At 65.6% G+C, this 21618-nt stretch carries 24 protein-coding genes; 6 read left to right on the top strand and 18 right to left on the bottom strand.

The window, feature by feature from the left end:
• Positions 1–25: 25 nt before the first annotated feature.
• The 4 genes from IE173_RS05900 to IE173_RS05885 are packed head-to-tail and all read right to left on the bottom strand — an operon-like array spanning position 26 to position 2676.
• Entirely contained in the window at positions 26–1078 is a 1053-nt protein-coding gene (locus tag IE173_RS05900; protein ID WP_191282553.1) for an alpha/beta hydrolase, read from the bottom strand.
• Complete coding sequence (locus IE173_RS05895) at positions 1059–2012, bottom strand: hypothetical protein (protein ID WP_191282552.1); 954 nt, start codon at positions 2010–2012, stop codon at positions 1059–1061. The genes IE173_RS05900 and IE173_RS05895 overlap by 20 nt, the downstream gene beginning before the upstream one ends.
• The gene (locus IE173_RS05890) at positions 2009–2404 is read right to left on the bottom strand and encodes a regulator (RefSeq protein ID WP_191282551.1); all 396 of its coding nucleotides are present in this window, start codon (positions 2402–2404) and stop codon (positions 2009–2011) included. The genes IE173_RS05895 and IE173_RS05890 overlap by 4 nt, the downstream gene beginning before the upstream one ends.
• Positions 2405–2448: 44 nt before the next feature.
• Entirely contained in the window at positions 2449–2676 is a 228-nt protein-coding gene (locus tag IE173_RS05885; protein WP_191282550.1) for a hypothetical protein, read from the bottom strand.
• Positions 2677–2682: 6 nt separating this feature from the next.
• Between IE173_RS05885 and IE173_RS05880 the strand changes: the two genes are divergently transcribed.
• The gene (locus IE173_RS05880; protein WP_191282549.1) at positions 2683–2901 is read left to right on the top strand and encodes a hypothetical protein; all 219 of its coding nucleotides are present in this window, start codon (positions 2683–2685) and stop codon (positions 2899–2901) included.
• Positions 2898–3212, top strand: a complete 315-nt coding sequence (locus IE173_RS05875; RefSeq protein ID WP_191282548.1) for a type II toxin-antitoxin system RelE/ParE family toxin — start codon at positions 2898–2900, stop codon at positions 3210–3212. Before IE173_RS05880 ends, IE173_RS05875 begins: the two co-directional genes overlap by 4 nt.
• 12 nt (positions 3213–3224) lie before the next feature.
• Here the strand turns inward: IE173_RS05875 and IE173_RS05870 are convergent, their stop codons facing one another.
• The 14 genes from IE173_RS05870 to IE173_RS05805 form a co-directional block, all read right to left on the bottom strand.
• Positions 3225–6275 carry an AAA family ATPase gene (locus tag IE173_RS05870; RefSeq protein WP_229841933.1) on the bottom strand — a complete coding sequence of 1017 codons (3051 nt, stop codon included), beginning with the start codon at positions 6273–6275 and terminating at the stop codon, positions 3225–3227.
• 191 nt (positions 6276–6466) lie between these two features.
• On the bottom strand, positions 6467–7612 hold the full coding sequence (locus IE173_RS05865) for a hypothetical protein (protein WP_191282547.1): 1146 nt from the start codon (positions 7610–7612) through the stop codon (positions 6467–6469).
• A gap of 9 nt (positions 7613–7621) precedes the next feature.
• Positions 7622–8161, bottom strand: a complete 540-nt coding sequence (locus tag IE173_RS05860) for an NYN domain-containing protein (protein ID WP_191282546.1) — start codon at positions 8159–8161, stop codon at positions 7622–7624.
• A complete protein-coding gene (locus tag IE173_RS05855) occupies positions 8158–8352 on the bottom strand; it encodes a DUF1508 domain-containing protein (protein ID WP_191282545.1) in 195 nt (64 codons plus the stop codon). The genes IE173_RS05860 and IE173_RS05855 overlap by 4 nt, the downstream gene beginning before the upstream one ends.
• Before the next feature lie 34 nt (positions 8353–8386).
• Entirely contained in the window at positions 8387–9169 is a 783-nt protein-coding gene (locus IE173_RS05850; RefSeq protein ID WP_191282544.1) for a TatD family hydrolase, read from the bottom strand.
• Complete coding sequence (locus IE173_RS05845; protein ID WP_191282543.1) at positions 9166–10461, bottom strand: hypothetical protein; 1296 nt, start codon at positions 10459–10461, stop codon at positions 9166–9168. Before IE173_RS05845 ends, IE173_RS05850 begins: the two co-directional genes overlap by 4 nt.
• Entirely contained in the window at positions 10458–10838 is a 381-nt protein-coding gene (locus tag IE173_RS15455) for a hypothetical protein (RefSeq protein ID WP_229841932.1), read from the bottom strand. Before IE173_RS15455 ends, IE173_RS05845 begins: the two co-directional genes overlap by 4 nt.
• A 398-nt stretch (positions 10839–11236) precedes the next feature.
• The gene (locus IE173_RS05835; protein WP_191282541.1) at positions 11237–13087 is read right to left on the bottom strand and encodes a KAP family P-loop NTPase fold protein; all 1851 of its coding nucleotides are present in this window, start codon (positions 13085–13087) and stop codon (positions 11237–11239) included.
• 469 nt (positions 13088–13556) lie between these two features.
• A complete protein-coding gene (locus IE173_RS05830) occupies positions 13557–14582 on the bottom strand; it encodes a zeta toxin family protein (RefSeq protein ID WP_191282540.1) in 1026 nt (341 codons plus the stop codon).
• Positions 14572–14823: a hypothetical protein gene (locus tag IE173_RS05825; RefSeq protein WP_191282539.1), complete on the bottom strand. Its 252-nt coding sequence runs from the start codon at positions 14821–14823 to the stop codon at positions 14572–14574. Before IE173_RS05825 ends, IE173_RS05830 begins: the two co-directional genes overlap by 11 nt.
• 128 nt (positions 14824–14951) lie before the next feature.
• Complete coding sequence (locus tag IE173_RS05820) at positions 14952–16364, bottom strand: ParB/RepB/Spo0J family partition protein (RefSeq protein WP_191282538.1); 1413 nt, start codon at positions 16362–16364, stop codon at positions 14952–14954.
• Between the two features lie 534 nt (positions 16365–16898).
• Positions 16899–17162 carry a hypothetical protein gene (locus tag IE173_RS05815; protein WP_191282537.1) on the bottom strand — a complete coding sequence of 88 codons (264 nt, stop codon included), beginning with the start codon at positions 17160–17162 and terminating at the stop codon, positions 16899–16901.
• A 164-nt stretch (positions 17163–17326) separates the two neighbouring features.
• Complete coding sequence (locus tag IE173_RS05810; RefSeq protein WP_191282536.1) at positions 17327–17677, bottom strand: hypothetical protein; 351 nt, start codon at positions 17675–17677, stop codon at positions 17327–17329.
• 133 nt (positions 17678–17810) lie between these two features.
• Positions 17811–18284 (bottom strand): hypothetical protein, encoded by a 474-nt coding sequence (locus IE173_RS05805; RefSeq protein WP_191282535.1) that lies wholly within the window; start codon positions 18282–18284, stop codon positions 17811–17813.
• A 113-nt stretch (positions 18285–18397) separates the two neighbouring features.
• Here IE173_RS05805 and IE173_RS05800 point away from each other — a divergent pair, with 113 nt between their 5' ends.
• The 4 genes from IE173_RS05800 (at position 18398) to IE173_RS05790 (ending at position 21315) form a co-directional block, all read left to right on the top strand.
• Positions 18398–19000 (top strand): hypothetical protein, encoded by a 603-nt coding sequence (locus IE173_RS05800; RefSeq protein WP_191282534.1) that lies wholly within the window; start codon positions 18398–18400, stop codon positions 18998–19000.
• Complete coding sequence (locus tag IE173_RS15670; protein ID WP_373298452.1) at positions 18945–19208, top strand: MerR family transcriptional regulator; 264 nt, start codon at positions 18945–18947, stop codon at positions 19206–19208. The genes IE173_RS05800 and IE173_RS15670 overlap by 56 nt, the downstream gene beginning before the upstream one ends.
• Positions 19205–20347, top strand: a complete 1143-nt coding sequence (locus tag IE173_RS05795; RefSeq protein ID WP_191282533.1) for a tyrosine-type recombinase/integrase — start codon at positions 19205–19207, stop codon at positions 20345–20347. Before IE173_RS15670 ends, IE173_RS05795 begins: the two co-directional genes overlap by 4 nt.
• Before the next feature lie 719 nt (positions 20348–21066).
• Entirely contained in the window at positions 21067–21315 is a 249-nt protein-coding gene (locus IE173_RS05790) for a DUF2188 domain-containing protein (protein ID WP_191282532.1), read from the top strand.
• Positions 21316–21618: the final 303 nt, after the last annotated feature.

Genomic DNA, 21618 nt, shown 5'->3' with positions numbered 1-21618 from the left:
GGACCCGGTGCTGAACCCGGGCGACTCATTGTGTTCGGAGGAATGCGCTGACGGCTTGCGTAACCGCGTACTCGTTTGCGTTCCACTCCAGGGTGTGGGGTGCGTTAGGGAGCTCGATGAGGGTTACATCTTCTTCGTGGCTTCCCGCGAACCTGTGCGTTGTCTCGAACGGATTGGTCTGGTCGCCGCGTGAGTGCAGTAGTAGCGCGGGGATCGCCAGGGGGCGATCGGCTGGCCAGGGGAGCGCGTCGAGCTGGAGTGCGCCGCGAAACCACGGGACGTTGTAGCGGTTCCGAGCCTCAGCGATTGCGACCGCACCATCGAGAACCGCTGGCCGTATCCCGGCCGCTGCAGCGGCTACGGCGGCCGATGCAAACCAATCAAGCAACGGGCTCACCAAGACGAACGCCCGCATGAGCGGATCCGGAGCGAGGCGGTGGGCTAGCAGCATGGCGAGAGCGCCGAATGACCACCCGAAGCCCGTAACGGAGGTTGCGCCGCGGTCCCGGAGTGTAGAGAACGCGCGACGGATCACGCCGACCTCGAGCACACCGAATCCATGCCTGCGGCGGCGGTGAATTCCGAGCACCATGCATCCTTGCCCCGCAGCGAGCGCAACCTCGGCGCTGCGAAGCGAGCTGCGCGCATCGGCACCTAGCCCACCCATGTGCACACTCCACCGCGTGGACATCTCCCGTGGCGCGATGACCCATGCCCGACAAGGAACCCCCTCCGTCGACAGGTCTACTGTCTCGACTGTGCCTGCGAGCTGGTCGGACGAAGCATGAATTGCGCCTGTCCAGCTCATGCGCTGGCCCGCGACCTTCGCCGTCCTGGTGACGAGTTCTCGAGTGACACGGTCAGACGACACGTCAAGGATCTCTCCAACCTGGGCGAGAGCGCCACCGCGCGACAGCAGGCCGTACCGGCCGGGCAGGGTCGTGGAGACGGTGGCCGGCACGGTCACCGTGCCTTGTGTGCTGCTGAGGACCGGCAGGTCATACCGCCGGGCGGTGATCGCCTGCAGCCGCCGCGCGATGACGTCAGCGGCCAGACGGTCAGGCAGACGGGAGAGCATTCGCAGACTTCGGTCGAAGCAGCAACCGCTCAGCCCGCTCGAGCTCCGTCGCGTCGTGCGGCGCGAGAGGCTCGTCCGGCTGAGCCGTGATCGCGTCCCGCAGCGACACGACGAGGCGATGCAGCTGCGCCTCCCGCGATTCGAGGACGAGCGCCGTGGGAGCCTCGCCTGTGCGGCGCGACAGGATCGCGCCGAGCAATTTGAGCGACACACTGATCCGTCGTCGGGTCACGATGCGCCGAACGAAACGGCTCAACGGTGCGGTTGCGAAGCCGATACACAGCAGCGCAACGGACAGCACGTAGACTGGCGAGTAGAGGGATCCCACGGCATCCATGAGCGGCGAACCGACGACGTGCAGCAGGTCCAGAGCGAGTATCACAAGTGCGAGGGCAATCGTGCTGAAGCAGCCAGCCGCGATGATTGCCAGACCGATCCTGAATCCGGGAGTCGTCATCGAGCCGCGGTACCGGATGCAGGCGACCGCGGTGGTCATCATCACCAGTCCGACATAGCTGAACTGCACGATCGAGTAGAGCGCCGCAGGGAGTTGTGCACCATAGTCGGCCATGAATGTCGTGCTCGAGCTTGGCGCCTCGATGAACACGAACAGGACCGTGATCGCAGCAAGAACCGCGGCCAACCCGATGCGGAGCGGGACAGAGCTGTAGGTCGGTCCGTTCACCGCCCGGAGCACAGTGCGGGACAAGAAGTAGACCCCGGTGACCAGCAGCAGGTTGGCGAGCAGATCAAGCCAATTGCGGCCACTGAACCAACCGTCAACGCTGAGGTACAGCGGGTCGATGTTGAAGGTCAGGGACATGGCGACCGCACATGACGCGTAGAGCACACTCTGATCAACGCGAGCGCGGATGGTCGCGATCAGGGCGATCACCAGCGCCCACATTGACGCGGTCACGATGACCTCGGTCATCCGAGCACTCCCTCGAACCAGGCCGGCTCGGCGGGGCCGGAACGGATGACTGCGGCAAGCTCGTCCGCCAGAGCTTCGGCCGCAACCTCGTACTCATTTCGGTCTGTGGAACGGGCGAGTGCGTGCGACAGAGCGCGCGTGGTGTACTCCCCCGCAATCAGCGCCATGCGGTTTGCTGAGGCGGCGAAGATCCGATCATGGCCGAGGATCATGTGCGACAACTCGTGGAGAAGGATCTGAGTGCGATACAACTGCGACCGGGTCGGCAGGTAGAGCACTTCATCGACGTCCTCGAAAGGCAGCCACAGCCCGGTCGCGCCGGTTCCTTCGAGCCAGTCGACTGGCTTGAAAATGGTGGGCTTGCCCCGGATGCGCTCGACGGCGGCCGTCACGGACTCCAACGTCTCACGACGGCTCAGGCCGAGCACGACTGGGATCACGACGAGTTTGTCTCTTCGCGTCTGTTGGAAAGGTAGTCGCCAATCACCTTCATCAGCCCCGGTGACATGTCGCCGACGCTGCGCGCAGCGAACGACTGCACGCGCGCTTCTCGCAGTTGGCGGACTAGGTGCATCTGGGCCTCGACCCGCTCAGGAATCTTCTCGTTCCGTAGGTCCACGAGGTATTCCAGGTCGACCTGATCGTTGGCGCGCGCAGGTACCATTGCTGCATGGTTGAGCAGGGTCTCCTCGAACGGGCGTTGCGGCTCGATGAGGGCGCACGTCGCGAGCTCATCTCGCTCCTGCAAGGTTCGCTGGACCACGGCGAGATCTCCCCCGAGGTCGCAACAATCATCGACCAGCGCGTCGCCGAAGCCGACGCCAACCCGGACGACTTCACGCCCCTCGACGAGTTCGAGCGTGAGGTCCGCGCCCGGCGAACCGTGTGACCTTCGCCATCAGTCTCAGCGGCAACGCGCAGCGCGACTTCCACCGAGCCCAGGCGTACTACGACGCCGAGGCACCCGAACAGACCCATCGATTCATCGACGAGTTCTTCGCCACGACCAGGCTCGTCCAGGACTATCCGCACTCCGCACCTGCTGTCCGCGGTTCGGCACGACGCGTCAGCATGCGCATCTTCCCCTACCAGCTCTGGTACCGGATTCGAGCCGAAGCGGAGGTGATCGAGGTCATCGCCGTGCTGCACCACCGGCAAGACCCAGCTCGCATCGGGGAGCGACTTGACGGATCGGACTAGCCTCGGCACCGATTACGGTCCGTCAACCGATCCCCCTGTGGTCGGCGTGCTGTTCGACAGCGACGGCTCCGCGGCGATCGAGGCAGATGTACGTGCGACGACCCACAATCTGTGTCGGGCCTCGATCGCGAGTTGTTCTCCTCGTGCCCGTTCGGCTTCCAACTTTGCGAGGAGCATGGCGCGCCGTTCCGCGCTCTCGCGTTGTTTCTCCTGTAACGCCTCAAGGTCGATACGACCATGGCCGGTTGAGTCGTCAGCGGCGGCACGGACGGATCCTTGCCGCACCGCATCCTCAAGGGCACGACACCGCTTGTCCGCGTCGGCGATCTGCGATGCCATCGACGATTGTGTGCCGGTTCCCGGCGATCGAGTGGCGCGGGCGGCCCTAATGAGTTCTTGGTTGGCGGCGTGGAGTGCATCGTCGAGGGTGACCTCGAGCCGACCGCGCAGCATGGTCTGGGCGAGACGCTCGGTCGCTTCGCCGGGATCTCGTGCGACCGTGATCGCGGTATTGGCGGCACGGCCGCGGGTCATGCCGACGTAGAGGCCGGCGGCATCAACGCCAGGTCCGACATACGAGGCGTGCACGGTCTCGCCCTGGATGCCGTGCACCGTGGACGCGTAGGCGAGGTGGACGTGCTCGGCGGCGTAGTCGCGGGTGACCGTTCGTCGGTCGCCCGAATCGGTGACCGAGGTCAGCTCAATGCGACCCTGTCGGATGTCGGCAATGGTCCAGGTGGCACGGTTGTCGACCCCGGTGTCGCTGTCGTTGCGGCGGGTCTGCACCACATCGCCCACCAGCAGGTACTGCCCGTGTTGTCCAAGCGCAAGCCGAGCGGGGTTCAGCTCGCCGCGGTCGAGTCGCTGCTGTTGGATACGGTCGTTGATCTGCTGCGCCTCGGCATTAGTGGCGGTCACCAGCGCCACCCGCTCCCCACGCCCGGCATGCTCGAACCAGGCGGTCACCATCCGCTCGCGGCCCTCCTGTTCACTGGCGACCGTATCGACATGACCCCGGTCGGCTAGTTCCTGAGCGACGGCGAGCGCGTCGGCGTGGTCGGCCGGGTCGCGCACTCGCAGGCTGAGGGCCGCGTAGTCGGGGTCTTTGAACCGGTGGACGGCGGTGAGCTCGACCACAGTGCCGGAACGGCGCTGCATAGTCGCCATCGCACCGGAGTGCCCGACCGGCATGGCCTGCAGATGGTCGCCGATCATCGCGATCCCCGCACCCACACCCTCGGCAAGTTCGGCAAGCGAGTTGGCGGTCTGCAAGTCGACCATCCCCGCCTCGTCGATGACGATCCGATCCCCGGGCTGGATGGGATAGTGGCGCGGGCCTGCGTAGGTGGCGCCCGTGGTGGGGTCGGTGTCGCCGGGGCGTAGCCGGGTCCACACGGTTCGGCCGGTCGGGTCCTGAGCGAAGCGGAAGCCGTGATCGACCAGCAGGGCGTGCAGGCTGGATGCTGCCGTGCCGATGTCGCGGGCCGCGACGGTCGCGGCTTTCCGGGTCGGGGCGACCACGATCATGCGCCGTCGTTGGGCCCTTAGCGCGTGGCGTGCGACCAGTAGCAGGCTCGTCTTCCCAGTCCCCGCTGGTCCCGTGACGGTCACCAGCCGAGTCGTCCCGGAGATCGCGGCGGCCGCCTGCACCTGCCCGGCATCCATCGAAATGTCCTCGCTGAGCACGTCTGTCGCGATCCGCCCGATCGTGTCGGCGCGGATACTTCGTCCGCGAGTGTTCAGTCGATCGAAGCGGTCCGCGAGGTCGCGCTTGTCCCGCGCCGTCGGGAACGACATCAGATGCTTCACATGCGCCGGCACCCGGACCTCGCCGTCGAGGAAGTCGATGACATGACCCTCCACCGCTCGCTCTGTGACGTCCTCGACGACTTCCTCGAGAAGTGCCCGGTCGGCGACAATACCCGAGGCGGCGAGGGCGCGGAGCGAGCCCGCCCGAACGTCGTACCGACTGAACCTTCCTCCGCTGCCCGCCGAGCGCCGGTCCGCGTCGGCGATGGCGGTCGCCGCGAGCAGGTCGCGATCCAGGCTCCCCAACCGCTTCCGCTCCACACCGACAGCGGACCGCCCCCGAGCGGCGGATGGGTCGAGGGCAGCGACCTCCGTGCGGATGAGATCCTGCCATCCTTCCTCGTCGACGGCGTGCGGTTTGCCGGGGCGGTGCTGCGCCCACGCCCACCGGTCGATCGTCGCGAGCACGCGATGGCCGGGGTGTTGCCCGGGATGGTCGCGCCGCCACCCGGCCAGCCGCAGCGCTCGATTCGCTTCAATCTGGTTCGACCGGCGCGATAGCGGCCGCACCAAGTGGGCGAGCTCGGCGATCTCCCCCTCCGCGTCGAGCGTGAAGCCGCAAGCGGCGAGCGCAGCAACCCAGGCCGGGTCGGTTCGAGCTGCCAGGTCGCCCTCGGCGTTGACCACGGTGTGCACCTTCATCGCCACCCGGGAATCCACATTCGACCACACCCCGTCCTCGCCTAGCACCTTCACGCCGAGCCAGAGGTGGCGGTGGAGGTGCGGGTCCAGCGCGCGAGAGCGCTCATGCCGCAACTCCACCACCTCAAGCCGTGCGATCGGCTCCCGAATCACACCGCCCGCACCGCGGCGCGCATTGAGCTCCCGCTGCCACAACACGAGCGTCCGGTCCCGGATTCGATCCAGCAGCGCCGCCAACTCCTCCCTGAGCTGGGGCGCGAGAAGCACCGCGAGGCTGTAGGACTTGGGCATGTTCATCGTCGCGTCCAACAGCAAGTCCGCGTCCGGGCTCGTGAGCACCCGCCCGCGCGACTCCCCCGTACCGGGGTCCGCGCCATCGACCCAACGAGCCAGACCTAGGGCATCGAGCAGATCCTGCTCGATGACATCGTGCGTAACAATGAACCGGGTGACGGTCCCAGCGCCGGCGTCACTATAGGCGACGGCCTGCTCGACGCCAACTAGCCGGTGACCGCGGGCCGCGTCGCACACACCCTCGAACGCGTAGCCGACCGCCTGGCGAACGCCGTCGGAAGCGACGCCCCGCTTCCACCGCTCCAGCCCACCCCTCACTCCTCAAAGCTAGACGCGACCAGCGTTGCCACGCCCGAGTGCCTGCGTGCATCTCGTCAACTCTGTGAGTCCCGGGCCCGGAGATGGCGTGGTGGCGACTCGTCCGTTTCATCGGGCTGGCGGCGGTGCGTGGTGGGGAGCGAGACTGAATCGGAATCGTTGCCGTGCCAGCCCAAGAGCCTCTGATGCTGTCACTCGAGGAGCGGGGACTGACCCGGCTCGGGCTTCCTGGAGGGCTCGACCGAGGCAAGGCCCCGAAGCAATGCGGTGAGGTCCTCGGGTCTACGTGGCATGCGTGTTCCGAAATGCCGATCCAACCCGCGACGAATCGCCGCATCTCGTGCAGAGGCGTCGGCGAAAACCACGTCGCAGTATGGAATCGAGAGCGCCAAGGCATCGAAGTCGTAAAGGTCGTTTGCAGTCCACCGACGACTGGGATCCTGGTGGTACTGCGCCTTCATCGACACCGTGACCGCGCTCGACGGCATACCGAGAACGAAGCGGGCGCCGCCCACGGGATCGGAGAAAATATCGTCGACCCGGATGCCCCGGACGAGTTGCTCGCGAACGATCATGTCGAGGAGTTCGAGGTGAAGGTGCCGCCAGAGCACGAGGTCGCGAACGCGGTGAGTCGCTCGATATTTGTCGATCTGCCTGGCCCAAGCTTCTTCGAGAATCGCGTTGTCGATCATCATTTGCTCGGAGGCCTCCGGCTCGTAGCCCTCGGGCCGCATCTCGGCTGCCTCCTCATCGCTCGGCCCGCTGAGCAGCATCCGCTCCGCCTGTCTATTCATGTCAGCGATGCGCTCCGCCCACGTCGGGTCTTCAGCGAGTAGCCGCTCGGTGATGTCCTCGTCGCCCTCCTGGATCTTCAGTCCGCCGACGCGCCCCATCACATTTAGCGCGGACGTGCCAATGAGATCGATTGGCATCCAGTTGTGGCCGGTCGTGCCCGTGATCGCGTCGAGGCTCGCTTGCAGCTCGAGCTTTACGACATCAAGGTGGCTGGTGATGTAGGTAAAGTCAGTGAGCTCCTCGACCACGGCGGCGAGCTTGCCGCGTTTCGCCGGATCTTTGACTTTGATGATTTCGCGGTACTGGGAACCGCTCATCGCGATGCGCGCGCGCCCGTCGCCCACCGCTTCTCGCAAGGCTTCCAGGAGACTCGCGTACGCCGGAAGCTCATCGCCTCGTAGAACGCGGGCGAAACGAATCCACTGCGCGGTATCGAGATGGACGAGCGCAGGCGGCCGCGCCGGCTGCTTGAGCGCCGGCGGCCAGATCGGCGTCGGCAGGAAGTACTCGAGGTCGGTATCGTCCCTGAATCGATCGGCCATGATTTCGCGCTATTTGGTGAGGTAGCCGAAGAGCGGGTCGAGCGCGAAGAAGTCCACCGGTTCGCGCTGCAGCTCGTGCCCCGTCGCGTGACGCCAGAAGGCCACGATGACCGGAAAGCCTCGTGCCATCACTGACTCGATCGTCGGCAGATAGTCGCGGTCGCCCGTGACGAGGACTATGCGGTCTCCCGCCTTCATGCGCTCGTAGGAGTCGGCCATGATCTGCGTGGCGATCGCGACGTCCACCTGCTTTTCCTTGTTCGCAAGGTTGCGGTCGAAGGTGAAGACCTCGAAGCCCTGGTCGCGAGCGAGCTGCCAGAGCGAGTCGTTGGTGGGCGGCCGCGACCCGAACAAGCTCGATCGTCCGATCGTCTCGTTCTCGGGGCAGATCGCACGGTACAGCTTGCCGAAGTCGTAGTTCCAGGTCTGATCAGTCACCCCTCGATTCATGGCGTCCTGAAGAGAAGTCGCCATGCCTTTGTTGACCGCGCTCACGCGACGGCCCTCGATCCACAGGTTCGAGTTGTCGACGTACACGAAGAGGGTCATGAGGCTTCGCGGCGAATCTTCTTTTCGGCGTTCTTGAATTCCCCTGACACGATCCGATCGGCCATCTCACGAGCGTCAGATTCGTTCTCATATCCTTGGCCGCCATCGGTGGCAATCACCTTGCCGTTGCTTGTCAGCCGCCATGCCCATTTGCCGTCCACCCGCTTGTACACCAGTCGTACTGCCGCCATTTCATCTCCTTCGATAGGTGCTGCGTGGTTGAGGTCAGTTCGTACCGGGTGCCGCGGCTTCCACCATCCGACGGATCGGGACGGGCATCAGTTCGAAGACGTTGGTGTCCCGGACCATCCGCGCGAAGTTCGCCCAGATGCGCAGACGGATGTCCCGTGCCGCGAGATTGTGGTGCGCCGCGAGTGCGGCCTCGACGGGCTGAACGCGACCCGGCTGCCTTGGCTTCACAGAAAACCGGTCTCCGGCAGGATGGTCCGTTTCGACAAGGACTCGATCCAGAGGAATCGATCGCCAGCCGTCAGTCAGGCGGATCATCGAGAAGTTGATTGAGAAGTAGCAGCCGAGAGCGATTGCCCGTGCCGTCTGCTCCTCGTCACCGCGCCACCAATGGAGTACCAGACCATCGGCGCCCTTGCTTGCCGCGAGTAGCGCGAGGACCTCTCCCGTGGCCTTGTGGCTGTGGACGGACACGATGCGCGGGGTCGCCTCGAGTAGCCCTAGGACCGCTCGCAGAGTCTGCTGTTGCTTCTCCAGGGGAACGCGCGACCCGCCGTCGAGCCCGACCTCAGCGACGAACGGTGTGAGTTCCATCGCCTTCTGGAAAGCTTTCGCGTCGAAGGCGGCCTGAGTCCGGACCAGCGAGGGGTGACACCCGACTCCCCACACGCTCACAAGATCTGAGCGGCCGGCGACCGATTGGAACTCCTGCACTGATCGCGTCGCGATGAGGGTCACCGCCCCGAGACCCTCGAGGGTTCTCGGATCGATTTCCGGGGAGATGTGCGCGTGGCAATCGAGCGGCGGCAGGTCTCTCACTGCACGAAGCTCCGGATCTCCGCTTGCCCGCGGACGCAGAGGTCCATCGCCTGCGTCACGGAGATGTTCGGCGGCAACGGCATGCTCAGGATCGTGCCGGTGGAAATCGGTTCGAATGCGAAGTCGCGAGTCGCTTCGAGAACGGTGTTGTTGGCAACGTACTCGGCGAAGACAGGGTTCTCGGACAAGTAGGGCGTGCGGTCTGTCACCTTGCCGGCGCGAAAGGATGCACGTCGCACGATGCACCCGAAGCAAACGCCGCAGTGGGTTCCGCTTGCCACCCGATCCTGCTTCTGCACCCGTGCGAACTGCTGGTTAGTGTGCGAGCACGAGTTGGTCTCGGAAAGATACTTTGACGCCTTCGTTGCGCCCAGCCGCGTCTTCACCTCGGCGAACATCTCGCCTTTGGTTATCAGCTGGAACGGGTTCTCGATGAGCGCGTGAGTCCCGATTGACGCCAGCGTCTCGCTGAGCCTCCAGAGGAACCACGGCTGCGTCGTGCGGGTGGAAAGTGACCCGAGTCGCTCAGGGCCCAGAGGCGGGTTCAGGGAGGCAAATCCGTTTTCCGGAATGCGAAGGGGCGCCCCTGACTGGGCGGCGACGCCGAGGCCGAGCGCCAGAAAGAGGAGCGAGCGCGAGCGGTTGGACAGTTCACTAGCGTAGAGAGTGCCGTCGAGCCGTCGCTTCTTACGCGAGAGAAATATCGCGTGGTGCGCGGCCTGCGTGCCGGGACTGAGGGCCTCGAGCGCAGCGGACAGAGTTGTCTGGGGCGAACTCGCTGCGGAGGCGCTCGCGTGGGAGACGAGTGTCTGCGTCTCTCCTGACTGGAGCGCGAGAGCTGAAAGGAGCGCGCCGGTTCCGGAGTCCGCGCCGCCGCTGAACAGCACTACTCGTTCGGACTGGTCGCCCACCAGAGACGCGGTCCGGGTGACGGCGGTGAGCTGTCGGAACTCGAACGTCCAGTCGTCTCCGGTCAGAAATCCTACGACGTGCCCCAGGTCGCCTGCGAGGTTCGACCACGCCGCGGGGTCAGAAACCGGCACCGACAACTCGAGCGCTCGGCTGTTCCAGTTGGTCCCGCCGCCTTGTCTCTTCACGGAGTGATCGGCCGCGTATGCGGCGAGGGCTAGGTAGATGAAGTCCGCGTTCAAGGCGGGCACCGGTCCGAGTGCCATCAGCGCGGGGTCCAGCCGTGTCTTGAACGAATCCTCAGCGCCGCCGTCCCACAAGAACACCTCGTCGAAACCCTCGACCGGGTCGGCAGCGTCGAGATTGAGGGTCAGCCTCGTCACTCCGACTCCCAGATCTGGACCAGTTCGGCGACGCCACCTTCGATGGCAGCCGAAATCTCCGCCGGCGTCGCTCCGGTAGCCGAGAGGTCCGCCCGAGCCGCCCAGACTTTCGCCGAGTTGCGGATGTCTTGCGTCGTGGCTTCGCGCTTTGCGCGGTCTGGTTCTTGCCTGATGTTGTCCCCTACCTCGGTCAGGATTGCGCGATTGACCATGAGTTCGATCGTGTGGCGGACCACCGCCTCCGGGGATGGCTCCTGACCGGCCGGCGCTTCCAGTACCCAGCCGATGAGATCTCCGACGATGAGCCGGGCCTCGTGGTCGGCCATCGACCCGTCCGGCAGCGTGTCGAACGCAGCGTCGGCGATGCGTTGACCCACCTCGAGAGGATCGCCCAGCCGGCTGAGCTCGTCGTAGCTGAGGCCGGCGGCCTCTAGCGCGCCGCGGTCGCCAGCGACATACGCGCGTGCGATCGATCCAGCGCGCCCGGCTGGTCCGGATACCCGTCCGACGGTTCGTCCGACGCCTCCGTAGCTCCTGCCTCCCCCGCCCGATCCACCGCCGCCGGCGCTGCCGCCGCCTCCCCCGCCGCCTCCGCCACTGCCGCGGCCCCACAGCCCGATGCCCGGACCGATAGTAGAAGACGGCATGCCAGCAGGACTCCCCTGGTCGGCTGGACCAGGCGAGCCGGTCTGGCCGGACAGCCAATCGGCGATCGAGTCTCGGAGGTCTTTCGCCTCCGGACTCGCGCTTCCCGTGAATGCGCCGCTTGTACCCATCAGGAACCCTTCCTCATCAAGCCGATCGCTTTCAGAACGGGACCGGTCGCGGATCCCTCCCACGCCTCGAGGACTCGATCAAACTCGGCGGCCTTCTTGCGGAAGAGGGTGACAGTTGCGACCTGAAGCTCCTTTGCGGGGAGTCTGAGGAGCGCCGCCTGCACCTCGTCCGCAACGTTCGGCGCGAGCTCGGCGATGGTGATGAGTCCGTTCGCGGCGCCGAGCTGGATGGACGGATCGTCTTGCATCCGTCGCCCGAGGTGGTTCACCAAGGTCACCAGGTCGCCCGGCGGCAGCGCCTTCAGCTCATCCGTGTCGAGCGCGCCCTGCTCGAGCTGCGATCCCGACGTCAGCTTCGACGCAAGATCGCGAAGCTTCTCAGGAAGCGCCTCGTCGAGCAGGATCCGCCCGCGGAACGCTGCCGCCAGGGTCAGGTACCCGCTCACCTTGGTTGCGTCCAGGGTCGGCGGAAGCATCGCCCAGCGCACCATCGTGCTCGAGAAGGCATCGCCGCCCTCGGCCGCAGTTTCCGGCTGGCCAGCATCGTCGGCGTCATCCGCGGTTTTCGGTGCTTCATCCGCCTCGGCCGCGTTCGCGCTGCCCTTGGCGACCTTCTGCAGCTCGTCTAGGCGTTCGCGCAATTGCCCCGCGGCGAGCCACTTCAGAAGCTCCTCGAAGTCCTTTTCGAGCAGTCGCTCGATGACCATCAGCTTTGCAATCGCGTCCGGCGACAGGTCAATGCCCCGCCGCTCCGCAACGGACTGGCGGACGTAGAGGTCGTTCATAAAACGCTTGATGCGGCGCGGATTCCCTTGGAACTTCTCATAGAGGATCGGGGTGAGCCGAGTAGCGGTCGCCATCTCGAGGGCGAGATCGGGCGCCTCGGGAAGGGTTAGATCGTCAAGGCTGCCGGTCGCGCGTCGGAGCGCGTTGCAGCCGTCCACGAGCTCGTTGTAGGCGTCCCCACGCACGCCCGCGCTCCGGGCCATGAGAAGAAAGAGGTACGACCGGGTATCGAACTCGCTCAGCGCGGGAAGCGGAATCGTCGTCTGCACGATCTTGTGCAGATAGAGGCTCGCAACGCTTTCGGTCTCATCGGCCGCCACCCGCATCTGAAGCTTCTGGCGGATGGCGTCGGCCACCCGGCTCTCGTCGGCGGCGATGACGAAGGACATGCCCTTCGCGGAGAGGAAGAGACGGATGGCCTCAAGCGTCTCGACAACGGTCTCCGGCAGACACCGGTCAAGGTCATCCACCAGGACCACAACCTGCGAGACGTGTTCGAGGGCGGGCTCCTTCAGCAGCGCCTTGAAGTCCTTGCGGAACGTCTCCATCCCCTTCTCGGACTCGATGGCTTCCGGATCGTCGCTAACGAGTTCCATCACCGCGTCGAGAGACGGCAGCTGAGCGGTCAGCGCGGTGCGGGCGGCCATCTTGATCGCCTTGGACCAGTTGACCTTCCGCACCAGCTTCTTCAAGGCCGCGGTCGCACCCGCGACAACCTGGTCTTCGCCCTTGAACTCCTTCTGAAGCGCAGTAAGTACTTCCGCGATCAGGCTTTCCTTGGGTCCGACGGTCGGGTCGTACCGCCACGGATCCGCCCGCACCACGAGGACGGTTGTACCGGACTCCTCGGAACGGGCCTTCACCTGCTTCTTGATCAAATTGAGAACGGTCGTCTTCCCAGAGCCCCACGCGCCCGATACTCCCAACGCGATCGGGTTGAGATCGGGGTCGAACAGAGCGTCCGCGACCGTCTCCGCGATGGCATCGAACGAGAGCAGGTCTGAGGACGCCGGCTCGTCTGACCAAAGCTTCAGTACGCTCGCCGTCGTTGTCGTTTCGCTCATCGGGTCCGATCCTTGGCGCCATCGCCGCTAGTTGTACTTACCTCAAGTTATCAAGCGGCCGACATGCTGTTTTGTCGAATTGACAGCGCAGCTGGTGCGGCGATTATCCCAGAGGCATCGGTCATTGTGAGGTGTCATGCCCCGCCGGCTTGCAAGAGCAATCGAGCTCCTGAATTTCCCCTTGCTGAACCCTTCGACGATCTCGACGGCGGGCCTTCGATTGGCCGCCCCTGTCGCGCAGGCTACTCGCGCTGCAAGGCGATCGGGGCCCGGCCACTACGGCACGCTGCCGGCGACACGGCCCGCGGCTGGCCGTGGCGTGCCGACGCCCGAGTAGACCCTGGGCTCTTGGGAGAAGTTCGGAGTTCCGTTCTACCGGCCCGTTTGCGTCAGTGAATCCCCCGGCGTGTCCGGAGACTTTCCGGTCGCTCCGTAGGAACGCAGCATGTCAGGCGTCCACGCTGGCCGCTCAACGGACGGGCTCCCCGATGCCAGACGTCGGCTCGATCGGGCCCGTTTCTGACCCGTTGGGCACAGGTGGGTTGAGGGCGCGGCGCAGCGTGATCGCTTGCTCCGTGACGGCCTGCCGAATGAACCGCGCCTGGGGGGAGGCGGCGTCGATGCTCAGCCGGGGCACGACCTCTTCGAGCGCGAGAGAGTGGGCCTCGATGAGAAGCTCAGCGACATCTTCAGTGAGGTGGCCCGACGCGATCGCGTACGCGGTGATCTGCTTAAGCTCGCCAAGAACCTCCATCGTCGAGCGCGCACCCCATGAGGTGGGGTGCCGTCCGTCGCGCAGCGCCGCTCCTGCATCGTCTGGCATTGAGCCGCCTTGATCGACGTGGTGATCGTAGAGAATCCGACCGATGCGACTCAGGATCGTGATCCGATCGGCGTGTGTAGCGGGGTCGAGCCATTCGATAAGTCGGGCTGTGCCCGCGTATCCGCGGTCATGCGCGGATAACCGAGTAAACCGGGCCGGAGCGCCGGCTCTGAGGTCGCGCAAGTAACTGGACGCGGCAGTGATGATGCTGAGTACACGCGGTGACGCGATGGCGACGATGCGGATCTGGAAGCCGGTCTGTCTGAATCGGGCAGCGGTGGCCAGTGTGGTGGTGGGATCTCCGAAGGTTCCTTCGAGGATGAGACTGTGGCGGCTCTGGAAAGCGTCTTGGATCGCAGCGCGAACCCAGGCACTGGTGGCTTCTGCCAACACCGGGCCGGCTTGCTCGGGGTTGGCTGTGATCAGGCGGCGGTAGTCGGGGTGGAAGATGCGGAGGTCGTCACCGCTGAGAACCGCGATGGGACCGTCGTGCTCAGTTACCAGCCGGGCGCTGGCGCGCGACTTCCCGGCACCGGGCTGGCCACCGAGTAGCACGAGGGTGGGTGCGGCGGTGCCGACCGAGGGTGAGGGGTCGAAGAGGAGTGGTCGGATGAAGGTCCGGTAGATCCGGTCGAGTTCTTCGGGTGGGAGCGGTGTCGGCTCAGCTGGCATCGGCGGCCGACCGCGCGAGCTCGGTGTCGCGTTGCTGCAGCTGTTGCGCATAGGCGTCGACGGCGGCCCGGTCGTACCCGTCGACGGCGAGCGTCGCGCGGCGGATCTCGCTCAAGCGGTCGGCTGCGGATGGGTCGCCCTGTCGAACGAGCTCGAGCAGGTGCGCCTGGACGCTGTTTGACAGTTCGCGCATGAGGTCGTAGGCGACGACGTCGTTGACGTGCCATGTCGACTGCTCCACGACCATCGCTTGCTCCGTCCGCTCTCGGCCGATTCTATCGACAGCCTCCTTCGCCCACCCAGGTCGGTGGAGTCCGCAGACAAGGCACGGCCACGGGAGCACGATCCTCTCGTGACCGTGTCGCCTCGTCAGGCAGCGGGGTTGTCGTCCTCGTCCGGGGTCGAGGGGTCGTCATCGCGGGGCTCCGCCTCGTTGTCGCCGGAGGCGGTGCCGGTCACGATCTGCTCGACGTCGGAGAGCGGGTAGCCCCAGGCGGCGATCTGCTCGAAGTAGGCGACGGCTTCCCGGCCAGGGTTGCGCCAGGTGTGCCGTCCGGTGCTGTCCTCGATTGCTCCCAGCACAACGGCCAGAGCCACGTGTCCACTTCGGGTGGGTTGGGTTGCCGCGATCGGGTCGATCGGGCTGGCTCCCCACTCCGAGTCCTGCGCGTCCAGACTCAGCAGGGTGGCGGCGAGCCGGTTGCCATTGCTCAGCCCGCCCGCGACTGTCGTCCGGTGGGCCGTGACGGCGACAGCGACGAACTGGTTCGCGTCCTTGGGGAGGGTCTCGCGGGCGAGGAAGGCGGTGAGCCAGTCGCGGCGGACGGTTTCGGCGGAGTCCCATGCCTTGTTGTTGGCGATCAGGGTCTTGCGTTCGGCTTTCTGCTCGTCGGTCATGGGGCCGTTGCCGGTGTTGGTGCGCTTCTTGAACCCGTAGGTCTTGAAGTTGTGCACGTACACCGTGGTGGTGAGCCCGTTCCAGCCCCACACCACATGGGCCTGCCGATCCTCACCGACACCGACCAGGTGCTCGACGGTCAGGTTTGCTCCGTCCTTGGTGGCCAGGTCGCTGAGGCGGGCGGTGTCCTTGTCGTCGTAGTAGGGCGCTTCGTGCAGGATCGTGTAGCCCTGCTCGATCAGTTTGGCCTGCTCGGCGGCTACTTCCTCTCGGCGTACCCGCTCGTCGCGCTGACGCTGGACTTCGTGGGTGAACTGTTCCGGGGCGTCCTCGGCGTACTGGACGAGCCGGTTCACGGCGTCCATGTCGCCTTCGAATTCCATGATTGCGGCGGCTTGGTCGAGGGTGACCTCGTGTTTGGCTGCGACCTTCTGTGCGAACTCGCTTTCGGCGACCTTGATGCCCGCCTCGATGACCTTCTTGGGCACGCTGGTTCGCTTGGCGATCTGCGGGACGGTGAGTCCCTCAAAGGCCAACTGCTGGAAGAACGCCGCCAGCTCCGGCTCGGTGAGTGCGGCGCGTTGCTCGTTCTCCACGAACTGCTCCAACAGCCGCTCCACCGTGGAGTCGTCGCCCTCCACGATGTAGGCGGGCACGGTGGGCAGTCCGACCTCGCGGGCAGCGAGCACCCGGCGCTGCCCGATGCGGACTGCAACGGTGCCGTCCTCGGTGCGGCGGCAGCCGACCGGACTCAGCACGCCGTACTCGCGGATGGATGCCACGAATCCGGGGTCGAGTTTGACGGTGGTGCGGATGTTGGTTTCGACCTCGATCTGCGCGGGGTCGATGTGCTCGATGGTGCCGAGCGTTGCAGTGTCAGCCATGGCTATGCTCCTTCTCTCATTTTCAGCCGGGTTGCTCCCGGTACATAGATCGATTGAGAGCGGAGCGGGCGCAGTGCCCGGTCGTGGAATACCGGACCGAGCGAAGCGAGGGAGGATATGTCGCGAAAGCCGGGCACGGAGCCTGCGCAGCGAACTACGATCGGCGGACCGGGAGCAACCCGATCGAGAACGCAAGCTATTCGGGCTCGGGTGTCGGGGGCGGTTGGCTGGCTAGTGCTGAGGCTCGGATCTCTGCTTCGGTGTTGCCTGAGAGTTGGTCGGCGCGGGTGAGCAGCAAGTCGATCGCGACCCGGATGAGGGTGTTCTCGGTCAGACGATGCCCGCTGCGAGTAGTCCGACGGCGGGCCAGGATCCGCACCAAACGCGACAAGGCGACGAACTGATCCTCACGCAACCGCGCTTCCTTTCGCGCCAACCGCCGATACAGGGGCGGACGGGTGCCGCTGATGATGTGTGAGGTCGCCGGCCGCGGCGCATGTGTAACAGTCGACCTCGGGGTCGGGTCCGGTCGGGTCATTGTTCGGTGTTCTCTACGTAGCGCTGGAGCCGCCGAATGAAGGCCTGTCGGTCGGCGCTCGGATCGGTCACGAGTGAGGCGATCTGCTCGCGCATCTCACGACGGGGCGCTTCCGGAAGGTGCCGGAGGGGGCGCATGCACCAGTCGAGGTCCTCGTCGAGGGTGTAGCCGGGTTCACGGTTCGGCTTGTCGGGGTAGTAGGTGAATGCGGCGACGGCGACACGGAAGATGGCGGCGTCGATCTGCGATCGGTCGAGCATGGGGTTGGTTCCTTCCTGCTGGGTGTGATGGTGATGGTCGGTGATATGGCGGCCAGCCGCGCGGATTTGCGGAAGTCGGGGTGGGGCGAGAGCGTCGGTTCGCTGTGGAGGTGCACCCCGGCCGCGGGACCGGCGCCCCTGGAAGCGCGGACCGACTGCGGCGCTCACAGCTCCAGCCCTCTCGAAGGTTCGGGCAGCGGCGGGGAGTATGTGGGCGGGTCGGGGCGGCGTGGGGTGAGGCGCAGCCGATCGTTGATGACGCGCCCGATCGCGTCCATTCGTTCCTCCTCGGCGGTTCTGCGGGTGACGACCGTGCTGCTCACCTCCGGATTGCGCAGCGCGTACTGCTCCGCACGGAAGCGCGCGAGGTCTCGTTTCAGCGCTTCGATCAGCTCTGGCGGTGTTCGAAGGTCGGCCTTGACCTTCGCGAGGAGTTCTGGCGTGACCGGCCTGGGGAAGAAGGCGTCGGCGGCAGCTACGTTCTGTCGACGCTCCTCGAGCGGAAGGCGGTGCACTCGACGGGCTGGTAGTCCGAGCCCGATCCGTCGCTTCTCCCGTTCTCGCCAGAGCCTTTGCCGTGCGAGCTCTTTCTCGCGGTTCTCCTCGTAGCGACGTCGTCGGGTGGCTCGGATCTCGTCGGCGTGGCGGTCATAGAACCGGCGGGCCCGCAGCCGCCTTCTGCGATGGATCGAGCCGGTTCCGCTCCCGCAGGCGCGCGTTGATCTCCTCCCGACGATGCTCCCGCCAGGCCTTGTTGTAGCGGCGCTTGTCGTCGCGGTACTTCTCCGGATCCGCTTCCCGTCGCCGCGCCGCGAGTTCCTTGGCTCGCGCTCGGCTCGCCTCGACATCGGCGTGGTAGCGGGCACGCGCCTGCTCGGCCTTCTGTTGCCGCCGTGTCTCGGCGGTCCGGGCTTCGGCCGCCCTCTCTCGCATGTAGGTGCGGTTGCGTTCGCGATCGTGCTCGAGGTTGTTCTCCCGCCACACACGTTTCTGTTGCGCGATCTTGTCGGCGTTCTCCGCCCGCCAGCGGCGCTTGTACTCCCGCCGACGATCCCGCTGCTCGGCGCTCTCCGTGCTCGGACCGCTCGCCTTCCTCCGCCGCTTCTTCTCGTTCTCCACCACCCGACTCCCGTTTGCGATTCCGTGACACCTATTGACACAGCGAACCAACTGTGTAGAAATATGTCAAGTAATCGCAATAGCGAATCCGTGACGCGGAAAGGCACACTAGGGAGGTGAAGATCGACGTGCGTACACCCGACGGCAAGACAGTCACCGCCAAACAGGCGACACTGCCGCTCGGGTCCGCGTTGCGAATCGTCCCGGCGTTCACCGCCACGGCAGTCGCTGACGACATCCCCGTCGAAACCAAAATCAGCGCCAGTTACTCCCCCAACGCCGGTCGGTACCGCATCACCAGCACCGCCCACAAGGCAGTCGGGGAAGCAGCCGAGATCACCCCAACCGTGCTGCGCCAAGTGCGGCTCGGGGAGCTGCTCAGCGCCGCCGTGCCGTACTGCGTGGCCATCACCGACGACGAGATCGGCCACGGCACAGTCCGGGAACTCCTCGGCGCCAGCGGCCGCCTGCTGCCCGAGTGGATGTCCACCACCGCCGCCAAAGCCGGACCCACCGGCGAAACCCTCGAGCTCGTGCAGGTGATTTACGGGATCGCAGCGCTCTCCGCGCAGGCGCCCATGCGCGCGGTCGCGACCGAGCTGAGCATCCCCGAGCGCACAGCAACCCACTGGATCACCAAAGCCCGCAACGCCGGCCTGCTCGATGGAATCACGTACGCCGTCGGTCGCCAACCGGATGGACGCCGACGAGCCAACTAGTACAGAGACCGGCGCATGGGCGCCTCAACCTGGCGGGAGCCTCTTCTATTCGGAAACGGAGGCGGCGGCCCGCCTCGGAGTTCACCGCACGACCCTGCGCGCCCTCGCCCTTGCCGGACTTTCCCCGGTCGAGCCGGTCGCGATCACCCCCCACCGTCGCGTCTATCGACGCGTCGATATCCATCGGCTAGCCGGGATCCAGTCATGAGCATCCATACCCGGCGGGTGACATCGGGCGCTCTCCGATACGACGTGCGGATCAAGCACGCCGGCCAGCTGGTCGCGACGCGCACGTTCAGGCGTCAAGGGGACGCGGAGACGTGGGAGCGGGAGCAGTACCGGGCCCTGCAGCTTGGAGAGTTCCTTCCGCCTAGCCAGACCTCAACGCCGTTTGCGGAGGTGGTCGCCACCTTCCTCGCGGCGCGCCGCGACCAAGTGACCCCGCACACATGGCGAACCGACAGCGACAACCTGAAGGCCACACCCCGCGCCTGGGACGCGCTGCCGATCAGCTCGATCGGTCGAGGCGACGTTCTCCGCCACCTCACCGACGAGTTGAAGATCAAGGCGCGCTCGACCGTATCCCGGTCACGCACGACCCTAAGTGCGTTGTTCAACTACGCCGTCCAAGAAGGAATGCTGCTACGTAACCCAGTCCGCGAAGTGAGCATGCCCGCCGGCAAGGAACAGGACTCCGAGGGCATCGAGACATTCACCGACGCCGAGCTCACAGATACGCTCCAGCGCCAATACGAGCTCAACCCGCTGATGGCCGAGGTTACGGAGTTCATCAGTCTCACCGGATTGCGGTGGTCCGAGCTCCGATCGCTACGTGTGCGCAACCTCCAAAACCTGTCGTACCCGGCGATCCGGGTCCTTCGCGCTCAATCGGACGGCTATGCCGAGAAGGGCACCAAGACCAGGAAGGGCCGAACGATCCCACTTGTCACCCGTGCCTATGAAATCGCCCGACGTAGGGCTGACGGACGTGGGGCGGACGAATTCTTGTTCAGCTCCAAGACCGGGCGGCAGTTGCGTGGGAATCTGCTCCGCCGGTACCTCAAATGGGGCGAGACTGCTCACGGATACACGATTCACGCTCTGCGCCACTATGCCGCGTCGTCCTGGCTGCGCGCAGGCATCCCCGTCAACCAAGTGTCAGAGTGGCTCGGACACAAGAATCCAAACACCACGCTGCGGATCTATGCGCATGTCCTCGGCGAAGCGCAGGACGCCGCAGCAATCGCCCGCCTAGACGCGATGGCCCCAGCAATGCCGCCGCGTTGGGACTCTCGGACCGACTACCCCCACGCGTCGAAGGGCGGCAATGGGCTCAGCGGCCCGTAGTCGAGTGGGCCCAACGGGCAGTCTGTCCTTACCTCACCAGGAACGCGGTTTGAAGCCGTCATGGACCCGCGCGAAATAGGGCTCTGTGGAGGACTTGATCGTCAAACTCTATGAGAGTACCTACCATCGTGGTCGTGGACGACCCATCGTGGTCGTGGACGACGAGATCGGGGTACCAAACTGCTCGCGATGCCTCGGATCGATGAGAGTCCCCGACGACGCGGGACCGGCGCGGTGGAAATGCCCAGAGTGCGGGCTCGTGCGCCTCAGCTAGACGGCTCGCAGGCTTGGAGCGCTGGGACTCTGGCGTGTCGCGACTTTCGAATGTATGTTCGATCGCATGCCGGAGCCAACGCACCCAGTCCATGACGATTACGGCCGCGAGATCGGCGCCGTTCAGGCTGTCGCGCTCGGCAGGCACAAGGCAACCTTTTGGCAGGCGAGGGCTCTCGATGGGGCAGACCTTGGGAGCCACGCCGACCGAAACGACGCTCACGCCGCGATCCGGCTCGACTGGTCGCTTGGCCGGCCACGCAATCCAAAGACCGGGCAACGATATCGGCCGGTCCACGCTGGCCTCGATGCCGGGATCGCGCCCGTCTACCTCGGCCAGTGACGTGGGACGTCGCTTCTTCCATGCCGACCAGCTACCCAGGTGACGCCGACGTGATTGAAGATGGGAATGCGCAACCACGCGCGACCTGACGAAGGGATCGGCCATGGGCAAGGGCAACGACGGCGACCGCTACGTGGTGAAGCACGAGGACGGCTGGGCGGTGAAGAAGGAGCACGCCGAGCGGGCCTCCGGAGTCTTCCGCACCCAGAAAGAAGCGATCGATCGAGCGCGAGAGATCGTCGACAAGACGAGCCGCGGTAACGGCGAGGTTCGCATTCAGCGCGAGGGTGGCGGCTTCCGGGACTCAGACTCGGGTCGGCGTAACGAATCCAAGGCGAAGGACAAGCGATAAGCCTTCATGGGATCGCCTGCGGGACGCTGGCGGCGCCACTCGAAGCGCAATCGCCGCAGTCCGGGACGATGTGAGGACGATGGACGCCGCGCCACCCGAGTCGAGACGACCGCCCAGCCGGAAGTGCGACTGATCTCGAAGGCCTGCTGATCAGGCATTTGTAGAGCGGAGACGGAGGTGTCTGGTTTCAGGACATAGGAAACCGATGTCTCAAGACATAGGAAACCCTCGGCCACGCTCTGAGGAGTGTCGAAGGCTCGTCTGATCATCACCGCCGTCACCGTCCAGGGGCTCTCGCAGGCT

The sequence above is a fragment of the Pseudolysinimonas yzui genome (assembly GCF_014653215.1).
In the GTDB taxonomy this organism is placed as follows: Bacteria; Actinomycetota; Actinomycetes; order Actinomycetales; family Microbacteriaceae; genus Pseudolysinimonas_A; species Pseudolysinimonas_A yzui.
This window is presented reverse-complemented; position numbering and strand designations above follow the sequence as displayed.

Coding starts and splice junctions, on each gene's coding strand:
- IE173_RS05900 (WP_191282553.1), bottom strand. CDS start 1,078: ATGCTCTCCCGTCTGCCTGACCGTCTGGCCGCTGACGTCATCGCGCGG.
- IE173_RS05895 (WP_191282552.1), bottom strand. CDS start 2,012: ATGACCGAGGTCATCGTGACCGCGTCAATGTGGGCGCTGGTGATCGCC.
- IE173_RS05885 (WP_191282550.1), bottom strand. CDS start 2,676: ATGGTACCTGCGCGCGCCAACGATCAGGTCGACCTGGAATACCTCGTG.
- IE173_RS05880 (WP_191282549.1), top strand. CDS start 2,683: ATGGTTGAGCAGGGTCTCCTCGAACGGGCGTTGCGGCTCGATGAGGGC.
- IE173_RS05865 (WP_191282547.1), bottom strand. CDS start 7,612: ATGGCCGATCGATTCAGGGACGATACCGACCTCGAGTACTTCCTGCCG.
- IE173_RS05860 (WP_191282546.1), bottom strand. CDS start 8,161: ATGACCCTCTTCGTGTACGTCGACAACTCGAACCTGTGGATCGAGGGC.
- IE173_RS05855 (WP_191282545.1), bottom strand. CDS start 8,352: ATGGCGGCAGTACGACTGGTGTACAAGCGGGTGGACGGCAAATGGGCA.
- IE173_RS05835 (WP_191282541.1), bottom strand. CDS start 13,087: ATGAGCGAAACGACAACGACGGCGAGCGTACTGAAGCTTTGGTCAGAC.
- IE173_RS05830 (WP_191282540.1), bottom strand. CDS start 14,582: ATGCCAGCTGAGCCGACACCGCTCCCACCCGAAGAACTCGACCGGATC.
- IE173_RS05820 (WP_191282538.1), bottom strand. CDS start 16,364: ATGGCTGACACTGCAACGCTCGGCACCATCGAGCACATCGACCCCGCG.
- IE173_RS05815 (WP_191282537.1), bottom strand. CDS start 17,162: ATGCTCGACCGATCGCAGATCGACGCCGCCATCTTCCGTGTCGCCGTC.
- IE173_RS15670 (WP_373298452.1), top strand. CDS start 18,945: ATGGAATCACGTACGCCGTCGGTCGCCAACCGGATGGACGCCGACGAG.
- IE173_RS05795 (WP_191282533.1), top strand. CDS start 19,205: ATGAGCATCCATACCCGGCGGGTGACATCGGGCGCTCTCCGATACGAC.
- IE173_RS05790 (WP_191282532.1), top strand. CDS start 21,067: ATGGGCAAGGGCAACGACGGCGACCGCTACGTGGTGAAGCACGAGGAC.